Origin of the sequence: Gordonia paraffinivorans, from assembly GCF_900683595.1 — a bacterium.
Classification (GTDB): domain Bacteria; phylum Actinomycetota; class Actinomycetes; order Mycobacteriales; family Mycobacteriaceae; genus Gordonia; species Gordonia paraffinivorans.
On record NZ_CAACYD010000006.1, the window covers coordinates 689,423 to 714,930 of the forward strand.

The window sequence follows — 25,508 nt, forward strand, 5'->3', positions numbered from 1 at the left end:
AGAACAGGTGTCCCGAACATGAGAAGAACCATCAGACGGCTCGGCGTGTCCGCCCTGTGCCTGTTTGCCGCGGCCACGGGAGCAGTGGCCGTCGGGACCCCGGACGCCCAGGCCGCCCCGTGTGCCGACGTGGAGGTGATCTTCGCCCGCGGCACCGTCGAGCCCGCACCACCGCTGGGCGTCACCGGACTGTCGTTCGTCGAGGCCGTCCGCAGCCAGCTGCCGGGCAGGTCGGTCGTCGGATACGGCGTCCCCTACCCCGCGAGCGACCGGTTCGGCGACCGCCTCGAGTTCGCCCGCACCGTCACCGACGGGGTGCGCAAGACGCAGGACCGCGTCAAGTACCTCGCCGCGAAGTGCCCCGCCACCAAGGTCGTCCTCGGCGGCTACTCGCAGGGCGCGGTGGTCGCGGGATATGCAGTCCACGCCGGTCTCGAGTTGCCCCCGCAGTACGCCGCCTACAACCGGTACGTCCCGCCGCCGCTGCCGGCGACCCTGGCCCGCAACGTGAAGGCGATCGTTCTGTTCGGGGCGCCGTCGGACCGGTTCATCGACGACGTCGGCGCACCGCCGGTGAAGGTCGCGGCCCCCTACCGTTCGCGGACGGTCCGGTTCTGCGTCCCCGGCGACACCATCTGCGACGGTTCCCCGGTCGGCGGGCCGAACGCCCTGCACACCCTGTATTCGGTGAACGGGATGACGCTCGACGGCGCCCGCTTCGTCGCGCGCCGGGTGTAGGACGGTCGGCCACCACCCGCTGACGCCTCGGCGGTCACGCAACACCCTCGTGGCATCGCGTGACCGCCGCGCGTGGCGTGTTCCGACGCCGAGGCCGGTCACGACGAGGGCTTGTCGGCCCCCATCGATCGGGACACCAGCTGCGAGATACGTACATCGCGATCGTGGTTGAGGTGTTCGAGCATCAGCAGCCGCGCCTTCTCGGCGGAGCCGTCGATGATCGCCTCGAGTATCTGACCGTGCTCGTCCACCGAACTGTCGAAGCTCTCCCGACCCGTCGGGGTGAACCACGGTGCGCCGACCTTGATCTGGTCCCGCAGCTCCCGTTCCAGGTTGTAGATCGTCTGGTTGTGCGCGGCGAGCATCACACAGTCGTGGAACACGTTGAGAGCGTGGCGGATCTCGGCCGGATCGGTCTGGCTGCGGCTGAGCGCCAGCGCCTCCTTGAGACGAGCGACGTCGACGGGCGTGTGCCGCTCCGCCGCGGCGGCGGCCGCACTCGACTCCAGGATGGCCCGCACCTCGAAGATCTCCAGCATCTCCTCGTCGCTGCGGATGCGCAGGACGAATCCCCGCGACGCCGCGACCAGCAGCCCCTTCCGCTCGAGCAGCCCCAGGGCCTCACGCACCGGGGTCCGGGAGACCCCGAACTCCTCGCTGAGAGCCTGCGGGATCAGCACGACGTCGGCGGGGTAGTAGCCGTGTGTCAGACGCTCGTGCAGCGCTTCGTAGACCGCGTCGCGGGCGCTCTTCATCGACGGTCACCTTCCGTGGGACTTCGAGGCGGGCAGTGCGAGTCCCTCGATCCTCGCAGACAGTTCGACGAGGGTGTCGACGCGCACCGAGGTCAGATCGTCGACGACGAGTGCCGTGTCCTCCGCGAACCGATGCGCGCCGGTCTGCACGCCCACGAGCGGAATCCGCAGCCGGCGAGCCGTGAGCTCGTCCCACTTGCCGTCGCCGAGGATCACCATCCGCCAGTCGTCACCTGCGCGACCGCGGGTGGCCTGGCCGATGGCGTCGAGCACGATCGCGGCGCGGTCGTCGTGTTCGGTTCCGGTGGCCAGCGGCACGTCGTCGGCGTCGACGCCGAGCAGCATCAGCTTGGTCCGGGCGAGGGAGCGGAACGACCCGGTGGCGAACGCCCAGTGCACGTCATCCCGGTCGGCCAACTCCGCCAGCAGTTTTCGGGCGCCGGCGATCTCGTCGACCACGCCGGTGGCGACGTGGGTGTCGAATTCCTTGTCGTACAGCCGTTCCAGCTCCGCGATGAACTCCGGGTCCGCCGACACGCCGTGCGTGTCCTGGTACACCTCGCCGGTCACTGCCGAGTCGGTGAAGGCGCGGTAGGCCTCCCACGGCTTGGCGAGGACATCGAGTCCGTGGCGGGCGAGGACGTCGATGGCCACCCGGTCGTGGGTGGCGGCCGAGTCGAGCAGCGTCCCGTCGATGTCGAAGATGACCAGGGTCTGCGCGGATTCGCGGGTCATCGCGGATCCGGTCCGGTCACGAGCAGGAGGTCGGGATCGCTGCGCCACTCGCTCAGGGAGCCGTCGTAGACGCGCGGCAGCGGATATCCGGCCTCGACGAACGCCAGCGCCGCCCCCGATGCGTTGATGCCGCCGCCGCAGTAGACGACCACGTCGGAGTCGGGCCCGATCCCGACGCCTTCCAGAACCTTTCGTGTCCGCTCCGGCGAGAACGTGCCGTCGTCGGAGAGCAGGTCGGGAAACGGCACACTCAGGCTGCCGGGGATGTGGCCGGGACGGTCGCCGCCGGATTCACCGGTGTAGTCCGGGGTCCGGAGTGCGCAGATCAGCGTCGTCGTCGAGTCCTCGTCCGCGGAGATCGACCGGACCTCGTCGAGACCGGCGAAGATCGACGTGCCGAGGTCGGCGAGTTCGATCGCACGTCCCGACCCGTCAGGCGCTGCGGGGTCGCCGGATTCGATCGGGCAACCCAGCGCGGCCCATCGGGCGAAACCGCCGTCGAGAACCCGGGCGCGCTCGAATCCGAACGACCGCAGCACCAGCCAGACCCGCGCCGCGTAGGCTCCGCTGAGCTGGTCGTAGACGACGATGTCGTCGGCCGGGGTGATGCCGAGTTCCGCGGCCGCGGCGGCCATCTGAGCGGCCGTGGGCCTGGTGAACGCGATCGGCGAGGAGGGGTCGGAGAAGGTCGCGAACAGGTCGGCGAACCGCGCCCCGGGGATGTGAGCGGCCCGGAACACCTCGTGGCCGGGATCGAACACCGTCAGCCCGGCGGCGTCCACCGACCGCGCGATGCTGGCGTCGAGGACCACCACCGAATCCGCATGGTCGCGAAGCCATTCCGCAGAGACCAGGGAACCCGAGAGCGAGGCTCCGAGGCCCGTCGAACCGGTCCCGACCGCCCCGGACGACGCGGTGACGCCCTGCGTCACGCGGTCGCCCCGTGAGCCACCGCGACGCTCTTGGCACGGTTGCGCCATTCGCCCCGCTCGGGTCGGTCGAGTCCCAGGTTCTCGCGAAGGGTCTCCCCCTCGTACTCGGTGCGGAACAGACCGCGCCGCTGCAGCTCCGGCACCACCTGGGTGGCGAAGTCCTCGAAGGCCGCGGGCACGTGGGTCGCCTGGATCATGAAGCCGTCGGCGGCGCCGGCGTCGATCCACTGCTCCATCGTGTCGGCGATGTCGGCGGCCGATCCGATCATGTTGCCCTCGGTGCGTGCCCCGTACCAGCGGCCGATCTCGCGGATCGAGAGCTTCTCGCGTTCGGCGAACTCGACGACCTCACGGTAATGACCTTCGACGCCGACGACCTCGAGCGACGGGAGCGGGCCGTCGAGGTCGTACTTCGTGAGGTCGACGTTGACGTGGTAGGCCAGTCGGGACAGTCCCGCCTCGGGGTCGACGAGCTCGAAGAACTCCTCGTGCTTGGCGAGCGCATCGCGGTGGTCGGCGCCGACGACGGTGGTCGCCGCGGGCAGGATCTTGAGCTGCTCGGGGTCCCGACCGTGTGCGGCGGCGCGTTCCTTCATGTCGCGGTAGAAGTCGATTGCGCTCTCGAGGGATTCGTGACTGCAGAACACGACGTCGGCCCAGCGGGAGGCGAAGTCGCGTCCGGTCGGCGATGCCCCGGCCTGGACGATGACCGGGTAGCCCTGCGGCGGCCGGGGAACGCCCAGCGGCCCCTGCACCTGGAAGAAGCGGCCCTTGTGGTCGATGGCCTCGACCTCCTCCGGCCGCGCGAACCGGCCGGATTCCTTGTCCCGGATCAGCGCGTCGTCGGACCAGGAGTCCCAGAGTCGGGTGGTGACCTCGAGGAACTCCTCGGCCCGGGCGTAGCGGTCCTCGCGGTCGGGCAGCTTGTCCTGGTTGAAGTTCTGCGCCTCCGCGTCCTGGAAGCTGGTGACGACGTTCCAGCCGGCCCGGCCGCCGCTGAGATGGTCGAGGGTGCCCATCGAGCGGGCGAGGTTGTAGGGCTCCTGATAGCCGGTCGACATCGTCGCCGCGACACCCAGTCTCGTGGTCACCGAGCTCATCAGGGTGATGACCGTCATCGGGTCCAGACGCGGGGTCCCGGTGCCGTATCTGACCGCGGGCTCGAACGAGCCGCCGAGGCTGCGCGGCACGGCGAGCGCATCGGGCACGAAGGCCATGTCGAACTTGGCGTCTTCGAGGACCCGGGCGATGTGCAGGTAGTGCTCCGCGGTGAGGAAACCGTCGCCGGCTTCCGGATGACGCCACCCGACCGTTCCCTGCGGACCTGCATTCATGAATGCGGCCAGATGGATCTGCTTGCGGGACATGTCATTCGCTCCTTTGTGACGGATCGGGGTGGGATGGCTGGTCGTGTCGTCGGCGGGGATCGTCAGAGTGCGGAGAGCTCGTCGACGAAGGCCACGGCGAACGACCCGGTGCCGGTGGCGCGGGCCCCGGCACGCTGACCTGCTGCGGCGAACGCGGCGTGTGCGGCCCGCGCGGCGGTGAACGGATCGGTGACCGCACAGAATCCGGCACTCAATGCGCCGAGGCTGCAACCGGTTCCGGTCACCTGCGGCATGCGTGCGTCGCCGCCCTCGACGGAGGTGGCACGCCCGGCCGGGTCGCACAGGTAGTCGACCTGCCCCGACACCGCGACGACGGCGTCGAGACGGACGGCGAGTTGCTTGACGGTGTCGACGACCTCGGAGGAGTCGAGCGTCGAGTCGACCCCGCTGCCGCCCTCGCCGCCGGCCAGCGCGGAGATCTCGCTGGCGTTGCCGCGGATGATCGCCGGCTTGTACTTCAGCAACGACTTGAGGATCTCGTCGTACTCGGTGGCCCCGGCACCGATCGCGACCGGGTCGAAGACCCACGGCGTACCTGCCTTGTGTGCGGTGGCCGCGGCCTCCTCGAGCGCCTCCGGCGTGACCGACGACATCAGGGCCGCGCCGTTGATCCAGACGGCGCCGGCGCCTGCCGGGAACGAAGCGGTGAAGCCCGGGGCGGCGCCGATGGCGGGTCCGGCGCCGAGCGCGAGCAGGACGTTGGCGCTCAGGTTCGCCGCGACGTAGTTGGTGAGGCCGTAGACGAACGGCGCCGTGTCCCGAAGGCTCGCGATGGCGGCCTGTACCTCGGGCGACTCGATGGTGGTCGTCTCCATCTCCACAGTTCTCCTTGTTCTTCGCACTTCGGGACTCGAACTGCATTTAGTTGTATACAGATGCATGCGGAGTGCTCCAGCCAGAAGCCGGTTAAATTCAGGCCGGTTTCAAAAGGTGCCAGGTGTCCTCATGTGGCCTCCGCCTCACATGGGCCACGATGGTCGGCATGCGTGATCTCACAGCCGACGACTTCGGCGTGCTGCTGTCGGTGTTCGCCGTCCTGCTGCTCGCCTTCGGAGCCGACTTCCACTTCTCCCGCCGCATGGCGAAGCGCCACAAGCTGAGCGCACGCCTGTTCATGACGGTCAACGTCGTGGGTGAGCTCGCCACCGCGATCGCACTGGTGCTCACCTGGGTCGCGCTGTGGAGTCCGGCTGCGTGGGAACGCATCGACGACCTGCTCGTCTTCGTCCCAGGCTGCATCGCCATGCTGTGCGTCGTCACCCTCGCGGTCGAGACCGTGGTGACACGAACGATGGATGTGTGGCGGGGCTGACCGCGAGGCCGAGGATCACGTCGGCAGCTCAGCCGGAGGAGAGGAGCGCGACGATCGCCCGCGCGAGGCCCTTGCGGGCGAGCTCCTGATCCTGGAAGCTGCCCAGCTGCTTCTCCGACACGAGGCCGCGCATGGCGCCCGGTAGGAATGCCGCGACCTCTTTGACCCGGTCGGGGTCGACACCCAGATCGGCGAACGCCCGCTGGCAGGCGTCCGTCCACGACGGACCCCAGGACGCGAACTCCGCCGCGGTCTTGGGGAACAGCCGGCGGAACTCGTCCGGGTCGCGGGGCAACGCGGCCCGCAACGTCTCGATCGCCCGGGACTCCTTCGTCAACAGCCCGTCGTACAGCAGGTCGACGATCGCCTCGACCCGCTCGGCCAGCGGCGCTTCGGGTTTCACGCTGACCGGCAGGTCGCCGCGCTGTTCGGCGGTGCGGCGCAGGACCGCGGCCCACAGCCCGTCGATGTCGTCGAACTGATACTTGATCGCGCCCCACGTGGCGCCGATGTCCTTGGCGATCCGGTTTCCCGACACCGACGCCGGGTCGCCCGACGCCAGCGACCTGATCGCCGCGTCGAGCATGGCGTCGCGCGTGGCCTGCCCGCGGCGATTCGCGCGCCGGCCGGCGGAGGCCGCAGGCTGCGTGGGGGCGTCGACGGGTGGCACGGTCGCCGATCGTAATCGCTCCGGGTTCGCCGGCATCGGCTGCTCAACCCTGCCGTTCCGCGGCGACGAGCTCCCGCACCGCGGGCACCACCTCGTCCGCGAAGCGCGCCAGATCATCCGGATCGTCGGTGGCGAGGATGTAGGTGCTCATCCCCAGCGTCACCGTGAGGTCGGTGAGTTGCTCCGCCCACTGCGCAGGGCTTCCCTCGAGGAGGCCGCCACCGGTCCCGAAGCTGCCGTCGATGTTGTAGATCCGCGCGATCTCGCCGGGATCGCGGCCGACGGCCTCAGCGGCATCGTCGATGATCGCGCTCTTCTCCGCGACCTTCTCGGGCGGCACGAACTGCAGGCTCGGGACCCAGGCGTCGGCGAGTTCGCCGGTCAGTCGCAGCATGCGCGGGCCGAGTGCGCCGAGCCAGATCGGGATGCGGTGCGCCGAAGGGGGTCCCGCGTGCAGTCCGTGGACGGGATAGAACTCTCCGTCGAGATCGACCGTGCCGCCGGACCAGAAGGCGCGCATGACGGCGATCGCCTCGGTCAGGGCGCGCACCGCCTCGCCCGGCGACCGCCTCGGTCCCCCGGCGGCGACCACGCCGTCCCAGAACGCCCCGGCACCCAGGCCGAGTTCGACTCGGCCGCCGGTGATCACGTCGAGACTCGCCGCCGCCTTCGCGAGCATCACCGGAGGCCGCAGGGGGAGGTTGGCGACGTTGGGCGACAGGCGGATCGACGACGATCTCGCACCGACCACCGACAGCAGCGTCCAGGTGTCGAGGAACCGCTTCTGGTACGGGTGGTCCTGGATGCTGACGAGGTCGAGGCCGCGATCCTCGGCGATCTCGACCATGCGCAGCAGGTTGTCGAGGTTGTCGGCGCGAGGGCTGGGAAAGAACCCGAAGCGCAACGGCTGTCCGTAGTCGGTCATGGGGACTCCTCACCGGATAGACGATCAAAGCGTTCGCGGGCCTGCTCGACGCGCGGGGCGAGCCGGATGATCACCGCCGTGAAGTCGGCGACGGCCGCGCGCACCTCGGCCCCGAGGTCGGTGAGCGTGTATTGCACACAGGAGCGCCGCGTCGGCATCACGCCGCGGTCCGCGAGCCCGTCGCGAACGAACCGGCGCAGCGTCTGGGAGAGCATTCGGTCGTTGATGCCGGTGACCGTGCGGCGGAGTTCCCCGTAGCGACGTGGCTCGGTGTCGAGGGCGATCAGGACCATCATCGGCCACACGCCGCCGATCGTCTCCAGCGCGGCGCGCACGGTCCCGGAGCCGGCCAGGACGTCGTCGACGGTCACCTCGTCCGACACCGTGGACCGGATCTCAGCCATACGGCGAGCCTACGCCTCTCTCGAAACGAGAGCACTCTTGAAATAAGAGTGGAGTCGCCGGTGTTGAGTCCGGCAGCATCGCAGACAGCGATGGGAAGGAACTTCACCATGACTTTCACCGAACAGAGCCGTCCGGCGACCCCGACCGCCCCCGCGGGACGCGTCGTCGAGCTCGGGCACCCGTGGCGCGGCGTCGGCCCGTTCCTCTTCGCCGCCCACCACGTCGACGCCTATCCCGCCGGCAACGAGCAGATGGGCCCGGCCGCCGGCATCGCCGACCGGGAACTCGGCAGCGACTTCGGGCATCCGTCGGGCTGGAACATGTACCACGGGCGCACGGTCCCCGGCTTCCCCGCTCATCCGCATCGCGGCTTCGAGACGATCACCATCGTCCGCAGGGGCGTCGTCGATCACGCCGACTCGACCGGCGCCAGTGCGCGATACGGGGACGGGGACGTCCAGTGGGTGACCGCCGGCCGCGGCGTCTCCCACTCGGAGATGTTCCCGCTGCTCGACACCGATTCCGACAACCCCTTCGAGCTGTGCCAGATCTGGCTCAACCTACCGGCGCGCGACAAGACCGCCGATCCCGAGTTCACGATGCAGTGGCGCGAGGACATCCCGGTGGTGACGCGCGGCGAGGACGGCTCGCGGGCCGTCGTTCGAGTCATCGCCGGACGGTTCGACGACGCGACCGCGCTCGCCCCGCCGACGCACTCGTGGGCGGCGGACCCGGCGTCGGACGTCGCCATCTGGCTCGTCGACCTCGAACCGGGCGCGGTGATCGACCTGCCCGCGGCCGACGCCGGCACCGCTCGCCTGCTGTACGTCCACGGCACGGGAGCCGGGGTCGAGATCGACGGCGTGGCAGTCGGATCCGGTCAGGGGTTCGAGCAGTCCCGGAAGGCGGCGCTCCACGTCGTCAACGGGGACTCGCCCGCGACGATCCTGGTCCTGCAAGGCGCCGAGATCGGCGAGCCGGTGGTGCAGTACGGCCCGTTCGTGATGAACAGCGCCGAGGAGATCCAGCAGGCCTTCGACGACTACCGCCGCACAGGGTTCGGCGGCTGGCCGTGGCCCTCGGACGCGCCGGTGCATGCGCGGTCGGAGACCCGCTTCGCCCGGTATCCGGACGGCCGGGTCGAGCGACCGCGTCACTGATCAGGTGCGGGAACCGGCGCCTCCGCCGGCGGCGGGACCGGTACCGGCGCCGGCGGGTAGACCTTCTCGTTGACCCGGTAGACGACGGTCTCGCCCTGACGGAACACCTCGGTGAGACCCGGCGCCCCGTTCTCGCGGAGTTCGAGGAACGGGTCTCCCTGGTGGCCGTTCTCGGGATCGGGTCGGCCGCGCTGGAATTCCCAGTAGCTGGGCGGGGAGTCGATCACGTAGTGCACGTTGAGGTCTCGCACGATCTGGTCGATCGCCGGATCGGCGCCGATCTTCGCGGCACCCCAGAAGAGGTCGCGTTGCCGGTCGGAGAACTCGTTGGCCCGATAGAACGGGAACAGCGGCGTCACCCCGGTCACCGGGTACAGCCATCCGGTGCCCTGATCGAGGTTGTTGAGGACCAGGACGTCGTAGGCGTCGGGCTGGGACGCCAACCACTCGTAGGCGACGAGATCGTCGGGGCCGATGTACTTGCCGCCGCGTTCCTTGGACGCGATCTGGGCGTTGGGCGGGTACCGGACCACGGCCGCACCCGCGATGAGCGCGAGCAGCACGACGTAGGTGGCGGCGACCAGCACCCGCGACTTCTTCGTCGGCGCGGGCGCGGCGTCGTCTCCGGACGGCGCGAGACGACGACCGAGGAAACGGGTCACCGCGACGAGCGCGACGCCGATGGCCGTTCCGGCGGCCGCGGCCGAGAACATCGCGACGACGAAGGTGAGGCGGTGCGGCGAGTTGTAGAAGTAGCCGCCGATCGCACCGAGCGGATACGACAGCGGGCCGAGCGAGACGACCGCATTGGTGGTGACGAGTGCGAAGACCACCCATCCGGCGAGACCGGCCCAGCATCGCAACCAGGCCAGCACGGCCAGGCCCACGACGGTGACGATGATGAGCGGCCAGTTCGGGTAGTGGTCGAGGTTGAGCGGGATCGTCCCGTTGAACGCCCCCTGGGCCAGACCGTCGAGAACGCCGATCCCGTCCTCGCGGAAGTCGAAGAACGGCAACTCGTTGGTGTCGGCGACGCGGATCGTGCCCAGCACGACCGGGAAGATCAGGACGAGGGTGAGGGCCGCGGTGACCGCGAGGGTCGCGAGGTCGGCGAGGCGGCTCGCCGCGGGACGCCATGCCCCTTCCAGCAGCCACCACAGGGCGACGATGACGCCGAGCAGGATCAGGCCGGACGGGTGGGTGGCCGTCACGCCGGAGACGGCCAGGGCCGCGGGTCCGACGCGGCGGCGGTCGCGGACGACGCTGATGACCAGCACGGCGACCGCGGGTGCCAGGCTCACGCCGACCGCGTTCGGCACCGAGGTCAACTGCACCTCGACGTAGGGCAGTGACGGGAACAGCGCGCCGACGGCACCGGCGACCCCGGCGATGAGGGCGGAGGTGTCGACGTCGTAGCGGTGCCGCGCGAACCAGTAGGCCAGCGAGGCGACCCCCAGCGGCACCGTGACCGCCAGCACCGCCGGCGAATAGGTGTTGTACATCTCGACCGGGTTGGCGCCGGTCAACGGGAACAGCAGCGCTCCCAGCGCATGCCAGGTGTTGGGGTAGTAGTTGAACCCGTGGGTGTCGTAGTTCATCAACTCGCCCATGCGCATGGCCGAGCCGATGCCCGTCTCGTTGATCCACCGCAGAGAACTGGCGTGCCACAACGAGTCCCACACCTGGGAAATGTTGTTCAGACCGGCGAACGCGGTCTTGGCCACCGGCCGGATGCAGGTGACGGCGATGATGACGCCGCCCAGGCCGAGCCCCGCCGCGACGCGCAGGATCGCGGTCCGGCCGACGCCGGGCTCACCGGTGTCTGCGGGCGCGGGGGCGAGTCGCAGGCCGATGCCGGTCTGCAGGAGTCGGGACCAGATCCAGGCGCCGACGAGCACGATGAGCAGGCCGACCAGCGCCGACACGGGGTTCCACACGAAACCGACGGCCGAGTACAGGACGGTGAGCACGGAGACCAGCGCGAATGTGATGGCCGGCCCGGCCGCGAAGGCGACCGGCCACGGCAGGCTCATGCGGCGGCCGACGAAGGCGCCGGGGAGGATCAGCACGAGCGCGGTAACGATGACCACCCACGCCGCCAGCACCATCAGCCCGTGCCCTTCCACAGTCGCTCGTCACACCGGAATGGGTCGGACCTCACGTCCCGTCGTCCGACTGACCGGCCCCGACCAAACATTCAGCAGGGTACCCGGCGACGGGTCACCGCGACTGTCCGGTGACCACCGCCCCGTCGTCGACGACGTCGGCGTCGATCACGATCTCCTCGATCCGGGGCCGGTTCCGCGCGTGCCCTGCCACGACGACGCCGAGGCAGCCCACGGCGGCGACCGCGCCGAAGCCGAACATCTCGGTGTAGGTGACCGCCGTCCACGTCTGGGAGATCCACGCCAGCAGGGCCGGCACGGCGAAGCCCAGGTAGGTGACGCTGTAGAAGACCGCGGTCAACCCGGCGAGGTCGTCGGGCCCGGCGATGCGCTGCACTTCGAGGAGCCCGGCGATGAGCGCCATGCCGTAGCCGCAGCCGAGCAGCGTCGCGGCGACCAGCGCCAGCCACACGGTCATGACGTGTGCCGCCGCCGCAGCCACGGCCATCCCCGCGACGAGGGTCGTCAGGGCGACGACCACGCCGCGTGACGTCCCAGGCACGTCGATGCGACGCCCGACGGACTGGATGGCGAATCCGGCGCCCAGGCCGAGCACGCAGCACAGCGCAGCGAAGGCGATGGGCGCGCCGGAGGTGCGGACCGCCATGACGGCCGGGATGATCGCGTACGCCGACGCGGCGGCGCCGAAGACCCACGGCGCGAGGGGCAGTACCACGAACAGGAACCGGCGGTGCCCGGCGGCGGGGATGCGCAGGTCGTCGAGCAGCGGGCCCGGGTTCGCACGGCGCAGCCGTGTCTCCGGCACTCGGGTCAGCAGAACGCCGGCCGCGATCGCGATCGCGATGTTCAGTGCATACGGCAGGATGTGCGGCTTCGGACCCCACTCGGCGAGCACGCCGGCCACTCCGGCGCCGATGCCGAAACCGGCGGTCAGGCTCATCGCGGCGCGTCCCGCGCCCGATCCGGGGCGCGCGCCGTCGCGGTCGGAGAGTTCCTTGATCCAGCTGCCGCCCACGGCCATCGACAGGCCGAGCGCGATCCCGCTGCAGACGCGACCGACGGTCAACAGGGCGACCGACTGGGAGCCGGCGGCGAGCAGCACCGAACCCAGTGCCGCGAAGACCGGCGCGGGCAGCATGAGCGGACGTCGTCCGAAGCGGTCCGACAGCGGACCGCCGATCAGCAAGGCGGGCACGATGCCGAAGACGTAGGCGAACAGCAGGGCGTCGACGACGACCGGCGACAGGCCGCTGATCTGCCGGTACATCACCAGCAGCGGGGTGAACTCGTTGCCGCCCCACGCGGTGGCGAACACCGCCAGGGACACCGCCGGCCAGCCGAGACGGGACGTGTTGTCACTCATGCGGATGCTCCCGGCAGGTCGTGGACTCCGGCGAGATGCCCCGCGAGGAGTTCTTCGAAACGGTCGGCGTCGACGGCCTCGATGGCGTCGAGCAACTCGAGATGGTCCTCGAGGATGCGGGTTGCGACGGCCGCGTCGCGATAGACCGAGGCGATCGTCATGCGGCGATGACGTTCGCCGAGCGTGACGTAGAAGTCGGCCAGGATCGGGTTGTCGCCCGCCGCCGCGATCAGCTGGTGGAACTCGGCGTCGAGACGCGAGAACTCGACGACGTCGGACGGATCGGCGTGTCGATGCGCCTCGAGGTTCTCGCGCAGTTGCGCGACGAGTTCGGGCACCGCGCCCGGACGCGACGTCACCGACCGCACCGCGTGCCCTTCGAGTAGGCGCCGGGCGTCGACGACGTCCCGCTTCTCCCGCTGCCCGATCGGCACGATGAGCGCGCCCTTCTTCGGATACAGACGCATCCACCCCTCGGCTTCCAGACGCAGGAACGCCTCGCGCACCGGGGTGCGGCTCACCGAGCACCTCGCGGCGATCTCGCCCTCGCTGATCAGTTCGCCGCCGGCGATGGAGTTGGTGAGAATCTGCTCCTTGACCTCGGCATACACCCGCTCAGCAGCGGATTCGGCCGAAGTATGCAACATAGACACAAGTTGTACCTTACCAATGCCCGATGAAGCCCTGACCACCCCATACCCCGGCGCTTCCACTGGGTGGGACGGTGAGACACTTGATGCAGCCGTGACGAGCGTCCACCCCCGCTCTTCGCGGCCCGACCGCGTCCGCTGAGCCACCCGCTCGCGTAGACGCGGTTATTTGAATAGCTCGCGGGCAGCGTCGCCGGCGAGACGATGCAACCCGCGCCGCACTGTGCGCGGCACCCAGGAGGACCCGACCGTGACGAGCACGGAGGACACACGCATGGGCGACATCCCCGAACCCTCGATCGCCGACATGCCGATCACCGACGAAGAGATCTTCTTGGCTCACTCCGGTGGCAAGTTGTCGGTCGAGCTGCGCGCGCCGATCGACTCCCAGCGCGACCTGTCGATCGCCTACACGCCGGGCGTCGCCCAGGTCTCGCGCGCCATCGACACCGACGCCACCCTGGTGAACAAGTACACCTGGACCGACCGGCTGGTCGCCGTGGTGAGCGACGGTTCGGCCGTTCTCGGCCTCGGCGACATCGGCCCGCGTGCGTCGCTGCCGGTCATGGAGGGCAAGTCGGCCCTGTTCCGCAGCTTCGCAGGGCTTAACTCGATCCCGATCGTCCTGGACACCAAGGACCCCGACGAGATCGTCGAGACCCTCATCCGCCTGCGCCCGAGCTTCGGCGCGGTCAACCTCGAGGACATCTCGGCACCGCGGTGCTTCGAGATCGAGCGCCGTGTGATCGAGGCGCTGGACTGCCCGGTGATGCACGACGACCAGCACGGCACCGCCATCGTCGTCCTCGCCGCCCTGAAGGGTGCCGTCACCCATCTCGGCCGTGACATCACCAACCTGCGCGTCGTCATCTCCGGCGCCGGCGCCGCGGGTGTCGCGTGCGCCAACATCCTGCTCGCGGCCGGCGTCACCGACGTCATCGTGCTCGACTCGAAGGGCATCGTCTCCCAGGGCCGTGACGGCCTCAACGAGTCGAAGGCCGAGCTCGCCTCGCGCACCAACCCACGCGGTGTGACCGGCGGCGCGGTCGAGGCGCTCGCCGGTGCGGATGTCTTCATCGGCGTCTCGGCCGGTGTCATCCCCGAGGAATTGATCGCGTCGATGAACAAGGACTCGATCGTGTTCGCGCTGTCGAACCCCGACCCGGAGATCCACCCCGAGACCGCCGCCAAGTACGCGGCCGTCGTCGCCACCGGACGCAGCGACTTCCCGAACCAGATCAACAACGTGCTCGCGTTCCCGGGCGTCTTCCGGGGCGCTCTCGACGCGGGTGCGCGCCGGATCAGCGAGGGCATGAAGATCGCTGCCGCCGACGCCATCTTCTCGGTTGTCGCCGACGACCTCGCCGCAGATCGCATCGTGCCGAGCCCGCTGGACAAGCGCGTCGCCCCGGCCGTCGCCGCCGCGGTCGCGAAGGCCGCCCAGGACGAGGGTCTCTGCTCGTAAGGGTCGGTCCACCAAGAGAATTCGACCAGCGGGGGCTTCGGCCCCCGCTGGTCTCGTCTCAGAGCGACATCATCTGGTCGTCCGGGTCCTGCCAGGTGCACAGGCAGATCTCGTTGCCCTCCGGATCGGCGAGGACCCACCATGCGGGCGCGTAGTCGTCCGACAGCAGCTGACCGCCCGCGGTGATCGCGGCCTGCAGGCGTCCGTGGACCACATCGTGTGGGAGGAACAGGTCGAAGTGGACCCGATTCCGTTGCTTGCGTGGCGAATCCATCTGCTGGAACCACACCGTCGGTAGCCGCCCGGACGGGTCGACGAGGTCGGCGAATTCCTCCGAATGACCGTCGGAGTATCCGAGCACGGCCTTCCAGAACGGGCTGATGGCCGCGATGTCGAGAGCGTCGATCGCCAGGTCAATCGCCGCCGCGGGCGCCGGCAACACCTCGAGTGCCATGTCTGCGGCGATTCCGGTGATCCGGTTCGCGAGCGCCACGTCGGCCTCGGTGAGCTGGTGCGCACTGTGCGTCGTGAGCGTGAGATGCACCGAGCCGTAACGCAGGTCGATGTCCGGATGGTGATTCGCCTCCTCGGCGGCATCGATGATCCGGGAGACGAACTCGCCGCCCTTCACCATCGAGCCCGTGCGGTATGCGGCGGCGAGTTTCCCGGCGACCACGCGCCACGGGTCGGCAACGGTCTCGGTGACCTGCTCGGCGGACAGTGGCGTGCGTGTTGACCCGGTCATACTCCCCCATGCTGCTCCACGTGCGGCCGATCCGAAAGGGGCACCGCGTTCGCAAAGGGTGTCGGGGTGTCGTCTCCCGATACCCCAGGTCGCACCCTGCCGGGGCTTCAGCGCCGGTTGGAGGTGGCCGAGGCGAGTTCGGCGATGGTCGCGGCGGTCGCCGGAAGGAAGCCGCGGCGCGCTTCGGCGTCGAGGCCGGTTCCCGCTCCGATCACCGGATCGTAGTCGAGGCCGATCACACCGCCGACCGCGCCGGACACCACACCGACCAGCATCTCGGCGAGTCCCTCCTGCCGAGGTACGGGCAGCGGGGTGGTGATCACGACGACGGTCTGCTCCAGCACTCCGGCGCGGTCCCACTCGGTGAAGACGACACGTGCCCGGTTGAGCAGGTCCGGTCGCGGGCTGATCACGAGGACCGGGGTGAGATTCGGCAGGTCGTCCTCGGCGAGTTCGGGCAGCAGCGTCAGCGGATGCGCGCCGGCGTCGACGACGGGTACGGCCCCTTGGCGCCACACCTCGACGACGGCGTCGGTGACGGTCGTCTCCTCGGGAGGAAGCCACAGACCGGTCCCCGACGAGGTGCGCAACAACTCGTCATCGCCGGTGCCGCGAAGGCGGAGCTCGATGTCGCAGTCGTTGCACGACGCGTCGACCCACCAGGACAGGAGGCCGAGACCCGACGCCGCGCGATACTCGGCGAGCAGCGCTGAGACGACGGACGTGCCGACGCCGCCCGCCGTGCCACAGACGACGACGGCCCGCTCATCCCAGGATTGCGGGTCGCCGTCGCGAAGAGGAGTTGAACCAGTCATCAGTCCTCATGGAACCAGAAGGTGGTCGCCGTGACCGCCATGGCCTGTTGTCTCTACCGACAACCCGTATCCAGGCCTCGGCACAGCGCCGCTCGCGCATCACAGCGTCGAACGCCTGGCTCCGAAGCACGCTTGAACGGGCTAGGAAACCAGAAGGTAGCCGCCGTAGCCATAGGACTGGGGCACTGCGACCGGGCTGTTCGCCGAGTACGCACTCACAGTGAACCCCACCAGTCCAGAGCCGGTATGCACGTCCCAGGTCTTGGTCTCTCCGCGCCTCGGCCCAAAGCTGACGGTATTCCACTTGTAGGCGTAATACGCCCGGGCCCTCGTGTAGATCGATGCAAACTTGATCCGACACTTGGGGTTTCGCTTCCAAGAGGCACCCTCACCGGTGAACCCGTGCGAACGAACCGTCACCCGCACGATCCCGCGGGTCTTCTCGGGCGCGTCGAGGGTCACCCGTACCGACCCTCGACAGAACGAATGATCACCGAACATCCCGAAATCGTTTCCGGTCGTCGAGACCTGGGGAATCGGTGCGGCAGAACTCACCCCGACTCCACCGGCCGACAACATGATGGCCGCACACACCGTTGCCGCGACAGCCAGGAACTTCTTCATTCTTCCCTCCATTTCACGCCACATCGTCAGCGGCTCATCACACTCGCGGAGATCAGGGGCCCAACATCCACAGCGCCCCCCATAACCCGCGGGCACGCGCACCGGACCATTGATCGCCACCGCTTCGACCGTCAGCTGCACCGGGCCGGATCCAGTCCGGATCTCCCAGGACGTCGTCTCACCTGGGCGGGGACCGAACGAAACCGTGACGGGTTTCGTGAGGTCGTGGCCACGAACGCTCACCAACCGACGAGAAACTGAAGATCAGGCGCCCGGCGGCGTGGATCTCGACCACTCTCCGCGGAACCATGGGCGTGGATCTACCCTGCCGCAGAGCCCTCACCGGGCCACCGAACGTCACTCCCCGGCACAGCACGCTTCAGATTGTCCGACTGCGTTCGGGTCCAGTGGCGAACCGACTTCGCCACACCAGAGCCGAGCACCGCATACGGCGCGCGCGCCTGCGCTCCCGACCACTTGTATTGAGACGCACCGACCTTCACGTCCACATCACCGCGGTTGTTCACCACGTAGTCGACGGCCGGAAGACCCGAACGGCGTGCCTGATCAGCAGACAGATGGAACTCGAACTGGTTCGGCCCCTTCATCTCTGGGGCAGCGCGACGAGGACCGTCCTTCTTCCACGGCTCATCGGGATTCGCACCCGGATCACCCGCACCCAGCGCGTATGCAAGCAACCCGCCGACAGTGCCACCGACCGCAAATCCCACCGCAGCGCCGGCCGCTCCTACGCCCGCGCCGCCGACAGCTGCACCGATCAACGCGCCAGGGCCGGTCTGGAGAGGCATCGGCTGAACAACCGAGCCGATGGATCCGCCGATGACGGCACCACCAACCGCGCCGACCACCGCCGACGGAATCCCCAGCGCCACGGCACCAGCCGTACCACCGGCCATCACACCGATGATCGTCGCCGCCGCACGACGCGACGCCTCATCCTCCGGCACACCCAGCGAGATCAAACCCTGCGCGATCTTCGCCTCACCATAAGCCGACCACGCATTGATCGAATTCACATCCTTCTCCGACAACCCCTCCGGAATATCCGACACGAAGTTGCCGATACGAATCTTCTCCGGCGGCGGAGCGATCGGACGCACCGGCGGAGCAACCCGCGGCGCAACAGGCTTGGTGATCACCGGCGAATACGGCTGGTCATACGACTGCGCCAGCGAATCGTCATACGGACGATACGGAGCCTCCACCGGCGGACCCGGAATCGAACCCGGCCCCGGAACCTCCACCGGCCGGACGATCGTCTCCCCCGACTCCGGAGCACCCGGCGCCACATCCGACGGCGACGTACCACCCTGTCCCGGAGCAACATCCGACGGGTCCGTGCCACCCTGCTGCGGAACCGCGAGCGCCGCACCAGCGCCCGCGGTGATCGACGCAGCAACCACAGCCGATGTCACCGACAACACCGACCCCGACGGCACCCGACGCCTACGATGCCGACCCCGCGACTGACTCATCCTCTCCTACCCTTCCCCGGCGCACCGCATGCGCGAGACCTCATGTGTGACGAATGCTGTTGCGTGCGAACTCATTCGACAGCCTTGATGGAATCGATGAAATACTTCCCGCCCGTCTTGGACGTGCGGATGATCTGGTTGTAGGTGATCGGCGTGGCGTCGGGCTGCAACTCGGTGAGCGTCACCGCATACTCGCCGGGCTCGAGTTCGCCGATCTTCAGGCAGTGCTCGGTGCCGACAGGACGCTGGTCGATGTACTGCTGCATCACATATTCGGATGCGACCGCGCCGGGGGCGGTCACGGCCCGCGCGGCTTTCGCCGACCGCAGCACGTAGTACGCATAATTGAACGCGCGGATCGCGCCCTCGCCGGATTCCTGATCGCCCCTGTCGTCGCTGTTCGACACCGTCGACCCCGCACCCACCGGGAGCTGTGCGCAGGCCGGCACCCTCACCGCAGGCGAGTTCGACGCGTCGGTCGGTGCAACGGACTCCGTGGTGTCGCCCGCGACGGGTCGTTCCGTCCCGCCGCCGGTGATCGACAGCGCGACAGCAACTGTGGCCGCAATCACAACGGTTGCGACCGCCGCAGCGGCGATTCGCGGGCGAGGACGTAGGAGCCGGCGCCACGCGGGCTCCTCCGGGGAAGCGGCCTTTCGCCTCTCCCGGACCGACTTCTCTGCTTCTGCGAGGAACGCATCCAGGTCCGACGGGCGATCCGGAACCTCCATCGGGACGCGTCCAGGGAAGTTCTCCGCCTCGTCGATCATCTGCTGCGGCGCGTCGAGGACGGCGATCGAGGATGTTGCGTCAGGCGGCTGAACCGCATCGACAGAACGGAATCGGGCGAGGTGAGCGGCCAGATCGGCGGCCGGCGTGGCACCGGTGGACGGCCATGCGGGGAGATCGGGGTACCACAGAGACCGTGGGCGCGACTGCACCAGAATCCCCCTCCCCCGAACGGCGATCGTCGTCGTCGATACGCACGCGACAGCACGACACCGCAGGAATCCCCCCGAAGGCGCCAGCGACAAGGCTGTCGCTGATCTCGGGTCACCCTACATCAGCTCTCAGGAAGGTCTCAGATGTCGTCCACAGGGTGACGACCCGGGACGTCGAATCACAGAACGTCGAATCACGGATCGCCGAATCCGGCCGCGGTTAGGCTCGGGCGTGTGCTTCTCACCGCGGCCGTGGCGCGCGGGGTCGCCGACGGATCGGTCGATCTCGCGTTCCGACGCTGGGCACGTTCCCGCATCCGCGTCGGGTCTAGTTTCATCGCGCTCGGTCACGTCATCGAGGTGACGTCGCTCGAGAAGGTCGACCCCGACCGCATCACGGCGCAGGACGCGAGTCGCGCCGCATACGACAGCCCCGACGACGTGCGCGCTGCGCTGTGCGTCAACGCCCACAATCCCACCTACCGGATCGGCCTGCGCTGCATCGGTGAGGACCCGCGGATCGCGCTGCGCGCCGACGACAACCTGTCCGACGACGATGTCACCGACATCCGCGCCCGCCTGGATGGGATGGACGCACGGTCCAGGCACGGTCCGTGGACGCGCGCGGTCCTGGTTCTCATCGGGCGACGCCCCGGCGTCGTGTCCACCGAGCTGGCCGCCGCACTCGGCCGGGACCGAAAGAGCTTCAAGGCCGACGTCACGAAGCTGAAGAAGCTCGGCCTCACCGAGAGCCTGGAGGTCGGCTACGCACTTTCGCCGCGGGGCGTCGAATTCCTGCGGCGCGAGGTACCGACGGATGACGATGTGCAGACGGATGACCAGGTGCAGACGGATGACCAGGTGCAGACGGATGAGTAGGTGCAGACGGATGAGTAGGTGACGCGCGACAATGATTTCCATGCGTCTTCTCCGGTCCGGATTCCTCGCAGCGGCCACCGGTCTCGCCGCCGCGCTCGCTCTCGCCCCGGGCGCCGCACACGCGGCGCCGTTTCCCGTCACCACCGACGTCAACCAGGCCGTCGCCGACCACTACTTCTCGCCGGCAACCGAAGCGCCGGCCGGAAGCAACCGGTGGGACTGCCGCGACGACCAGGGCCGCGACCCGGTGATCCTCCTGCACGCGACGGCGATGAATCAGAGCGCCAACTGGGCGTACCTCGCCCCGACCCTCGCCAACGCCGGCTATTGCGTCTTCAGCACCACGTACGGGCAGGCGTCGTGGAGCGGCAACACCGGTGGACTCGGCAACAAGGAGCGGGCCGCCGGGCAGGTCGCGTCGTTCCTGGATCGTGTCCTCGCCGCCACCGGCGCGTCGAAGGTCGACCTGGTCGGGCACAGTCAGGGCGGGGCGATCGCACAGCTGGTGACACAGCTGCCGGGACGGGCCGCGCAGGTGGACACCATCGTCTCGTTGTCGGCCACGCACCAGGGAACGTCCCGGGTCGGATCGATCACCGACCGACTCCCGGCCCGAGCCCCCGGAGAGGCCGACTGGGGTCCGCGGCATCCGACGATCCGCTACGTGAACTTCGCGACCCGGTTCGACAAGATCTCCACGCCCTACCGGGTCACGCTGATGCCCCCGGGGCCGAACGTGACGAACACGCTGGTCCAGGACGTGTGCCCGGCATCGAAGATCGGTCATGTGGGCATGGCGTACTCCCCGACGGTGGCCGCGCTGGTCCGCAACGCGCTTGATCCGACCCACCCGGTGCCCGTCGTCTGCGGGTCTGACTATCCCCTCTGAGGCACGCCAGGCCAGGAAAGTCCGAGCCGGTTTTTGCTGCGGGCCGTCGACTCGCTAGACTCGTCTGCGCTGCCTCGCGCAGCACGCCGCCCTAGCTCAGTCGGTAGAGCAATTCACTCGTAATGAATAGGTCAGGGGTTCGATTCCCCTGGGCGGCTCCACGAGTCACAGCCAGACGGTGTTCCCGGAAACCCCGAGGACGCCGTTTCTGCTTTTCCGATCGGTGCATCGCACCCAACCGATGTCGCCTGCCACGTCACTGCGTCGCGCGCGATCGGCCGAGGTCGCCGGGGCCGAACGGCGCCGCGGGCGAGATCCCTCCGAAGAGCCGGACACCCGCGCGAACCATGTTCGTTCTGCCGGTTTTGCGGGCCTTAATACGTTCGAATGACAGACACCATCCGCTCGACCTCAATAAACTCACTCCGACAATAGGAGGACACGTGGGGGAACGTCGCAGATCACGCCGGGCGTGGTCGGCGCGCACCACGAAGCCGTTCCGGGCGTCCTCGCGCTCCACGACAACCTCCCTGGCATTCAGCGCATTGGCCCTCGCCTCGGTCGTGCCCATCGCCGTGGCCTCGACCAACGTCGCCGCGGTGGTCGAATCACTCGTCGACCGCGAGGTCGCCCGTGACGGGACGCCGTACCGCCACGGCAGCACCACCGACCCCTTCTCCGGGCTGCCGCGCGGGACGATCAAGGTCGCCACGCCCGACGGGGGCACGATGCTCATCGCGGGCCTGCCGACGAGGGGAGACCGGCAACCGCCCGCCGCTGGGTACCCGGTGAGCCTGACCGCCGCCGGCCGCCCGACTCCGCTCGCGCCTCTCGCACCGGGCCGCGACGAAGCCGTCGCCGCGATGAAGCAGGATCTCGCGGTCATGGAGGCATTCGCGGACCTCGGTGGCGGCCGGCCCGGGACGCCCAGCCGGCCCGTCGTGATCGTCACCGACGTCCGCGATCACCCGAACGACCTCGAGCCGCTCAACGACCCACCCGAGAACACCGCGACCGACGACCGCGAGTGGGATGACGACTTCATCCTCCCCGACAAGGATCGAATCCTCGTGATCTCCGACCCCCGGAGCCCATGGGGTATCAAGGCGTGGTTCGACACCATGCCCTGGCTCAAGCCGTTCGTCGAGGCCGCCGGAATCAAGGCCAATGGCGCGCGCGACCCCGAGTCCTCCGGCAAGACCAAGGTCGTCTCGGTGATCATCGTCGGCGACCCGGTCAGCAACTTCCAGTGGGATCCGACCCGGCCGCTGAGCTCGATGCTGGTCAACATCGCCGGCTACATCACGATTCGCTCGGGCAACGGTCCGCAGAACTACGACGACCTCATGCGACTCGGCGATCCGAAGCTGTTCACGAGCCACAACACCACGTACGCGGTCTACGAGGCCGCGCATCCGCTCGCACTACTGTTGGCAGTCGTCTACGAGAAGCTCGGAATCCGCTACGACAAGGGTGATCTCGAGCGTTGGGACGAATTGGCACAGGATCTCTACCCGATCCGACGTCCCTCGGTGGACACCTCGGCCGTGCCGATGGACGACGGCGGCTCGTTGCCGTTCGATCCGGCCCACCCCGACGAGCCGAAGGAACCGGAGGACAATCCCACCCCACCTCCGAACCAGGGCATCGTGCCGCCGAATCAGGGCATCGTGCCGCCCGGGGTCACCTCGGTCGATGGCGGCGAGACCGGCACCGGGGGGCCGGATACCTCGGCCGACGAAGCACCGGCCGACGATCAGACGTCGAAGGACGAAACCCCTTCTCAGGACCGTGATCCCAGGTCTCCGGCCGATCCCGGAGCGGTTGGTGAGGACGGAGACGAAGGCGGTGACGCCGGGGACGCAGACGGCACCGACTCGAGTTCGGAGAGGCCGACCTCGGATACGTCGACGCCGACGCGGGGAGACGTCGATGAATCGACCCATTCCACTTCGTCCGAAAACGGTTCTGACAGCGGGGAGTCGACGGACTGATCGCAAGCCGGCCCACCGACCGACCGGTCTACGGACCGCGGCTCCCGCCATTGTGGTAGGACGCTTCCCGAGCCCATGGGCGCACAGGATGGAGACCGACCGTGAGGACATCGGAGCGCGGGCACCGGTACCGGGTGAGACCGGGAGAGTCGGGCTCACCCGGCACCGGTTCGGCCGGTGGGGTCGTCGGCCGCGAGGCCACCCGACCCAACTCACCGCGGGGGTGACTCAGGCGAGGCCACCGAACAGGCCGCTCAGGCTACCGTTGCCCGAGTTGTCGGGGCCGTCGTCACCACCAGGGCCGTCGGCGGGCTTGCCGGTGCCGGTCACCTTGTAGACCTGCGCAAGACCGTTGATCGTCAGGCCGGTGACAGGATCGGGAGTGGTGCACTCCTGGTAGATCGCGTAGGAGGTGTTGGCACGGTTCGAGTTCCACGTGCCGGTGGCCGAGGCGTCCTTGGCGATCGTCCTGGCGTCCCACAGGATCTCGAGCGCACCCTGAGCGGCATCCGCGCGGGCGTTGTCGAGCAAGGAAGACGGGATACCGGTTCCGAGAATCGCGTTGACCGCGGCCGCACGCAGATCGAGTTGGCTCTCCTTGCTCGCGTCGTGGATGGACACCCAGCACGTCGCCGTCTTGGTCGTCGAGTTGGTCACCGTCAGGGACAACGTTCCGTCGGTCAACGTCTGGGCGTGCGGGTAAGCCGACGGCAACAGCAGCGCGGCCGATGCCTCACCGTTCCCGGCGAAGACCACCGCAGCCGACGCCGCCAGCCCGATTCCCGCTGCGGCCAGTCGAGTCAAACGCATCTGTTTCCTTTCGATACACGCGATCCGCTGAATCGACAACATGTGTCGCGGACACGACCCGACACACCGACGAGTCGGCATCAGCGGAATGAGTTCTCCGGGGACGATTCCGATCCGTCCCCGGACACGACGCAACCCGGCACAGGCGGAGCGACACCGTCCTCGCCGGTCGTCGTGAAAACAGCAGATCCCGCGCCGCGCCGATCGCCGGCGCGGCGTCCACCAACGCCCCGGCGGAGAGTCGGGCATCATGGCCCGCACTCCCCGCCGACGGAGGTCAGGTCAGAAGAGGCCGCCGAAGATGTTCTCCAGACTGCCGGTGGAGCCGCCGCCGCCCGGGACATCGGGAGCCCGGCCGGTTCCGGTCACCCGGTAGGCCCGGGCATATCCGTTGACCGTCAGGCCCGTGAGGGGATCAGGGGTCGTGCACTCCTGGTAGATCGCGTATGACGTCTCGGTGCGACCCGAGTCCCAGGTCTTGGTGGTCGATCCGCCCTTGGAGACCGAGACACCGTTCGCCAGGATGTGGAGCGCTCCCTCGCGAGCGTCCGCGCGAGCGCTGTCGAGGACACCGGACTCGATCCCGGTTACCAGGATGGCGTTGACCGCAGCAGCACGCAGGTCCAGCTGCGACTCCTTGGTGGCGTCGTGCACCGACAGCCAGCATTTCGCCGTCTTCGACGTATCGTTGGTCACCTTCACGGACAACTTGCCGTTGGCGAGCGACGCCTGGTGCGGGTACGACAAGGGCAACAGCGCAGCCGAGGCCTCTCCGCCACCGGCGAGTGCCACAGCACCTGCGGCCGCCAATCCGATTCCAGCAGTCGCGAGCCGAGAGAATCGCATCTGTTTCCTTTCGGGTACACGTGATCCATTGCTCTACAACACGTGCCGTAGACACACCCCGACGGATCAACGACGTCCGGAGATTAGGAGAAGAAATTACCCGCCAGTATGGCCAGGTTTTTCGAAATCACGATTCTGGCTCAAATTTGCTGCGACAGAGATCATTCATCGAAAATGTCTCGGAAATGGTTCACTTGACCCACTTTTCACCGGCGGGGTGCGCGCCAACGTGAATCATCGTCAACTGGCGAGCGCGTGATCGATCAGAATCTCGGCAGCGCTTCGTGCGTCCACTGCGGCCTGAACACCACCGGAGATGGCCGCGGTGGTCTGGGCTCCTTCGGCCAGGATCGCCAGTTGCGCGGCGAGGTGTCGAGGACCGCCGAGCTCGGCGACGAGGCCGGCCACGTACTCCTGGAAGTCGGCCTTCTGCCGCCGAACCGCCTCTGCCACCGCCGGCGACTCGGCCCCCAGCTCCCCGTACGCGTTGATGAACGCACAACCGCGATACTCGTCGGTGCCGAACCAGTGCAGGAGGAAGTCGAAGATCGCCAGCAGCTTGTCACGCGGACCGGTGGCACCCTCCGCCGCCGCGGCGATCCCATCGTTCCACTGACGGCTGCGACCCTCGAGCACGGCGAGGATCAGCGCCTCCTTGGACGGGAAGAGCGAATAGATCTTCTTCAGTGAGACGCCCGCCGCGTCGCGCACCCTGTCCATGCCGACCGCACGCACACCGTGCGCGTTGAACAGCTCATCTGCTGCACGAATCACCTGCTCACGGGGGTCGATCGCAGTGCCGTTCGCCGATGCCACAGCGCACCGTCCTCTCTTTTTCCGACAAA

Annotated in this window: 26 protein-coding genes and 1 tRNA gene; 8 read left to right on the forward strand and 19 right to left on the reverse strand. The window is 68.6% G+C overall.

Features of this window, described 5'->3' with window-relative positions; all coding sequences use genetic code 11:
- The first annotated feature begins 18 nt into the window (after window positions 1–18).
- The gene (locus tag E1P53_RS10070; protein ID WP_131734220.1) at window positions 19–738 is read left to right on the forward strand and encodes a cutinase family protein; all 720 of its coding nucleotides are present in this window, start codon (window positions 19–21) and stop codon (window positions 736–738) included.
- A 98-nt stretch (window positions 739–836) separates the two neighbouring features.
- Here E1P53_RS10070 and E1P53_RS10075 read toward each other — a convergent pair whose 3' ends face one another.
- The 5 genes from E1P53_RS10075 to thiM form a co-directional block, all read right to left on the reverse strand.
- Window positions 837–1,493: a GntR family transcriptional regulator gene (locus E1P53_RS10075; protein WP_131734221.1), complete on the reverse strand. Its 657-nt coding sequence runs from the start codon at window positions 1,491–1,493 to the stop codon at window positions 837–839.
- Between the two features lie 6 nt (window positions 1,494–1,499).
- Window positions 1,500–2,228, reverse strand: coding sequence for an HAD family hydrolase (locus E1P53_RS10080; RefSeq protein WP_131734222.1), 729 nt, complete (start codon window positions 2,226–2,228; stop codon window positions 1,500–1,502).
- Complete coding sequence (locus E1P53_RS10085) at window positions 2,225–3,160, reverse strand: sulfurtransferase (protein WP_131734223.1); 936 nt, start codon at window positions 3,158–3,160, stop codon at window positions 2,225–2,227. The genes E1P53_RS10080 and E1P53_RS10085 overlap by 4 nt, the downstream gene beginning before the upstream one ends.
- Window positions 3,157–4,527 carry an LLM class flavin-dependent oxidoreductase gene (locus E1P53_RS10090; protein ID WP_131734224.1) on the reverse strand — a complete coding sequence of 457 codons (1,371 nt, stop codon included), beginning with the start codon at window positions 4,525–4,527 and terminating at the stop codon, window positions 3,157–3,159. Before E1P53_RS10090 ends, E1P53_RS10085 begins: the two co-directional genes overlap by 4 nt.
- Window positions 4,528–4,589: 62 nt before the next feature.
- The gene (gene thiM / locus E1P53_RS10095; protein ID WP_131734225.1) at window positions 4,590–5,363 is read right to left on the reverse strand and encodes a hydroxyethylthiazole kinase; all 774 of its coding nucleotides are present in this window, start codon (window positions 5,361–5,363) and stop codon (window positions 4,590–4,592) included.
- Between the two features lie 167 nt (window positions 5,364–5,530).
- Here thiM and E1P53_RS10100 point away from each other — a divergent pair, with 167 nt between their 5' ends.
- A complete protein-coding gene (locus tag E1P53_RS10100; RefSeq protein ID WP_006901527.1) occupies window positions 5,531–5,860 on the forward strand; it encodes a hypothetical protein in 330 nt (109 codons plus the stop codon).
- A 28-nt stretch (window positions 5,861–5,888) separates the two neighbouring features.
- On the opposite strand, the gene E1P53_RS10105 is transcribed toward E1P53_RS10100, so the two are convergent.
- The 3 genes from E1P53_RS10105 to E1P53_RS10115 are packed head-to-tail and all read right to left on the reverse strand — an operon-like array spanning window position 5,889 to window position 7,859.
- Complete coding sequence (locus tag E1P53_RS10105) at window positions 5,889–6,530, reverse strand: TetR/AcrR family transcriptional regulator (RefSeq protein WP_040527247.1); 642 nt, start codon at window positions 6,528–6,530, stop codon at window positions 5,889–5,891.
- A gap of 43 nt (window positions 6,531–6,573) precedes the next feature.
- Entirely contained in the window at window positions 6,574–7,455 is an 882-nt protein-coding gene (locus tag E1P53_RS10110; RefSeq protein ID WP_131734227.1) for an LLM class flavin-dependent oxidoreductase, read from the reverse strand.
- Window positions 7,452–7,859 (reverse strand): winged helix-turn-helix transcriptional regulator, encoded by a 408-nt coding sequence (locus E1P53_RS10115; protein WP_131734228.1) that lies wholly within the window; start codon window positions 7,857–7,859, stop codon window positions 7,452–7,454. Before E1P53_RS10115 ends, E1P53_RS10110 begins: the two co-directional genes overlap by 4 nt.
- Window positions 7,860–7,967: 108 nt before the next feature.
- Here E1P53_RS10115 and E1P53_RS10120 point away from each other — a divergent pair, with 108 nt between their 5' ends.
- A complete protein-coding gene (locus E1P53_RS10120) occupies window positions 7,968–9,020 on the forward strand; it encodes a pirin family protein (RefSeq protein ID WP_131734229.1) in 1,053 nt (350 codons plus the stop codon).
- Here the strand turns inward: E1P53_RS10120 and E1P53_RS10125 are convergent.
- From E1P53_RS10125 to E1P53_RS10135, 3 genes are all read right to left on the reverse strand, one after another.
- Window positions 9,014–11,128: a DUF6541 family protein gene (locus E1P53_RS10125; RefSeq protein WP_131734545.1), complete on the reverse strand. Its 2,115-nt coding sequence runs from the start codon at window positions 11,126–11,128 to the stop codon at window positions 9,014–9,016. The genes E1P53_RS10120 and E1P53_RS10125 overlap by 7 nt on opposite strands.
- 112 nt (window positions 11,129–11,240) lie before the next feature.
- On the reverse strand, window positions 11,241–12,509 hold the full coding sequence (locus E1P53_RS10130; RefSeq protein WP_131734230.1) for an MFS transporter: 1,269 nt from the start codon (window positions 12,507–12,509) through the stop codon (window positions 11,241–11,243).
- A complete protein-coding gene (locus E1P53_RS10135) occupies window positions 12,506–13,156 on the reverse strand; it encodes a GntR family transcriptional regulator (protein WP_131734231.1) in 651 nt (216 codons plus the stop codon). The genes E1P53_RS10130 and E1P53_RS10135 overlap by 4 nt, the downstream gene beginning before the upstream one ends.
- Window positions 13,157–13,433: 277 nt before the next feature.
- Here E1P53_RS10135 and E1P53_RS10140 point away from each other — a divergent pair, with 277 nt between their 5' ends.
- Window positions 13,434–14,624: an NAD(P)-dependent malic enzyme gene (locus E1P53_RS10140; RefSeq protein ID WP_040527249.1), complete on the forward strand. Its 1,191-nt coding sequence runs from the start codon at window positions 13,434–13,436 to the stop codon at window positions 14,622–14,624.
- Window positions 14,625–14,682: 58 nt separating this feature from the next.
- Here E1P53_RS10140 and E1P53_RS10145 read toward each other — a convergent pair whose 3' ends face one another.
- The 5 genes from E1P53_RS10145 to E1P53_RS10165 all read right to left on the reverse strand — a co-directional run bounded on the left by E1P53_RS10145 (window position 14,683) and on the right by E1P53_RS10165 (window position 19,245).
- Window positions 14,683–15,369, reverse strand: coding sequence for a 4a-hydroxytetrahydrobiopterin dehydratase (locus E1P53_RS10145; protein WP_131734232.1), 687 nt, complete (start codon window positions 15,367–15,369; stop codon window positions 14,683–14,685).
- A gap of 107 nt (window positions 15,370–15,476) precedes the next feature.
- On the reverse strand, window positions 15,477–16,184 hold the full coding sequence (locus E1P53_RS10150) for a hypothetical protein (RefSeq protein WP_131734233.1): 708 nt from the start codon (window positions 16,182–16,184) through the stop codon (window positions 15,477–15,479).
- Window positions 16,185–16,325: 141 nt separating this feature from the next.
- Entirely contained in the window at window positions 16,326–16,808 is a 483-nt protein-coding gene (locus E1P53_RS10155; RefSeq protein ID WP_131734234.1) for an enoyl-CoA hydratase, read from the reverse strand.
- A 320-nt stretch (window positions 16,809–17,128) separates the two neighbouring features.
- Window positions 17,129–18,304, reverse strand: a complete 1,176-nt coding sequence (locus tag E1P53_RS10160; protein WP_244941156.1) for a hypothetical protein — start codon at window positions 18,302–18,304, stop codon at window positions 17,129–17,131.
- 71 nt (window positions 18,305–18,375) lie between these two features.
- Complete coding sequence (locus E1P53_RS10165) at window positions 18,376–19,245, reverse strand: DUF8176 domain-containing protein (RefSeq protein ID WP_244941157.1); 870 nt, start codon at window positions 19,243–19,245, stop codon at window positions 18,376–18,378.
- A 234-nt stretch (window positions 19,246–19,479) separates the two neighbouring features.
- On the opposite strand from E1P53_RS10165, the gene E1P53_RS10170 reads away from it, so the two are divergent.
- From E1P53_RS10170 to E1P53_RS10185, 4 genes are all read left to right on the forward strand, one after another.
- Window positions 19,480–20,124 (forward strand): hypothetical protein, encoded by a 645-nt coding sequence (locus tag E1P53_RS10170; protein ID WP_131734236.1) that lies wholly within the window; start codon window positions 19,480–19,482, stop codon window positions 20,122–20,124.
- Between the two features lie 31 nt (window positions 20,125–20,155).
- Window positions 20,156–21,013, forward strand: a complete 858-nt coding sequence (locus E1P53_RS10175) for an esterase/lipase family protein (RefSeq protein ID WP_131734237.1) — start codon at window positions 20,156–20,158, stop codon at window positions 21,011–21,013.
- Window positions 21,014–21,098: 85 nt separating this feature from the next.
- Window positions 21,099–21,174 (forward strand) — tRNA-Thr (locus tag E1P53_RS10180).
- A gap of 282 nt (window positions 21,175–21,456) precedes the next feature.
- Window positions 21,457–23,007, forward strand: coding sequence for a hypothetical protein (locus tag E1P53_RS10185; protein WP_244941158.1), 1,551 nt, complete (start codon window positions 21,457–21,459; stop codon window positions 23,005–23,007).
- 228 nt (window positions 23,008–23,235) lie between these two features.
- Here the strand turns inward: E1P53_RS10185 and E1P53_RS10190 are convergent, their stop codons facing one another.
- The 3 genes from E1P53_RS10190 to E1P53_RS10200 form a co-directional block, all read right to left on the reverse strand.
- Complete coding sequence (locus E1P53_RS10190) at window positions 23,236–23,817, reverse strand: hypothetical protein (RefSeq protein ID WP_131734238.1); 582 nt, start codon at window positions 23,815–23,817, stop codon at window positions 23,236–23,238.
- Between the two features lie 282 nt (window positions 23,818–24,099).
- Window positions 24,100–24,609: a hypothetical protein gene (locus E1P53_RS10195; RefSeq protein ID WP_308071142.1), complete on the reverse strand. Its 510-nt coding sequence runs from the start codon at window positions 24,607–24,609 to the stop codon at window positions 24,100–24,102.
- 294 nt (window positions 24,610–24,903) lie between these two features.
- Complete coding sequence (locus E1P53_RS10200) at window positions 24,904–25,479, reverse strand: TetR/AcrR family transcriptional regulator (RefSeq protein WP_131734240.1); 576 nt, start codon at window positions 25,477–25,479, stop codon at window positions 24,904–24,906.
- Window positions 25,480–25,508: the final 29 nt, after the last annotated feature.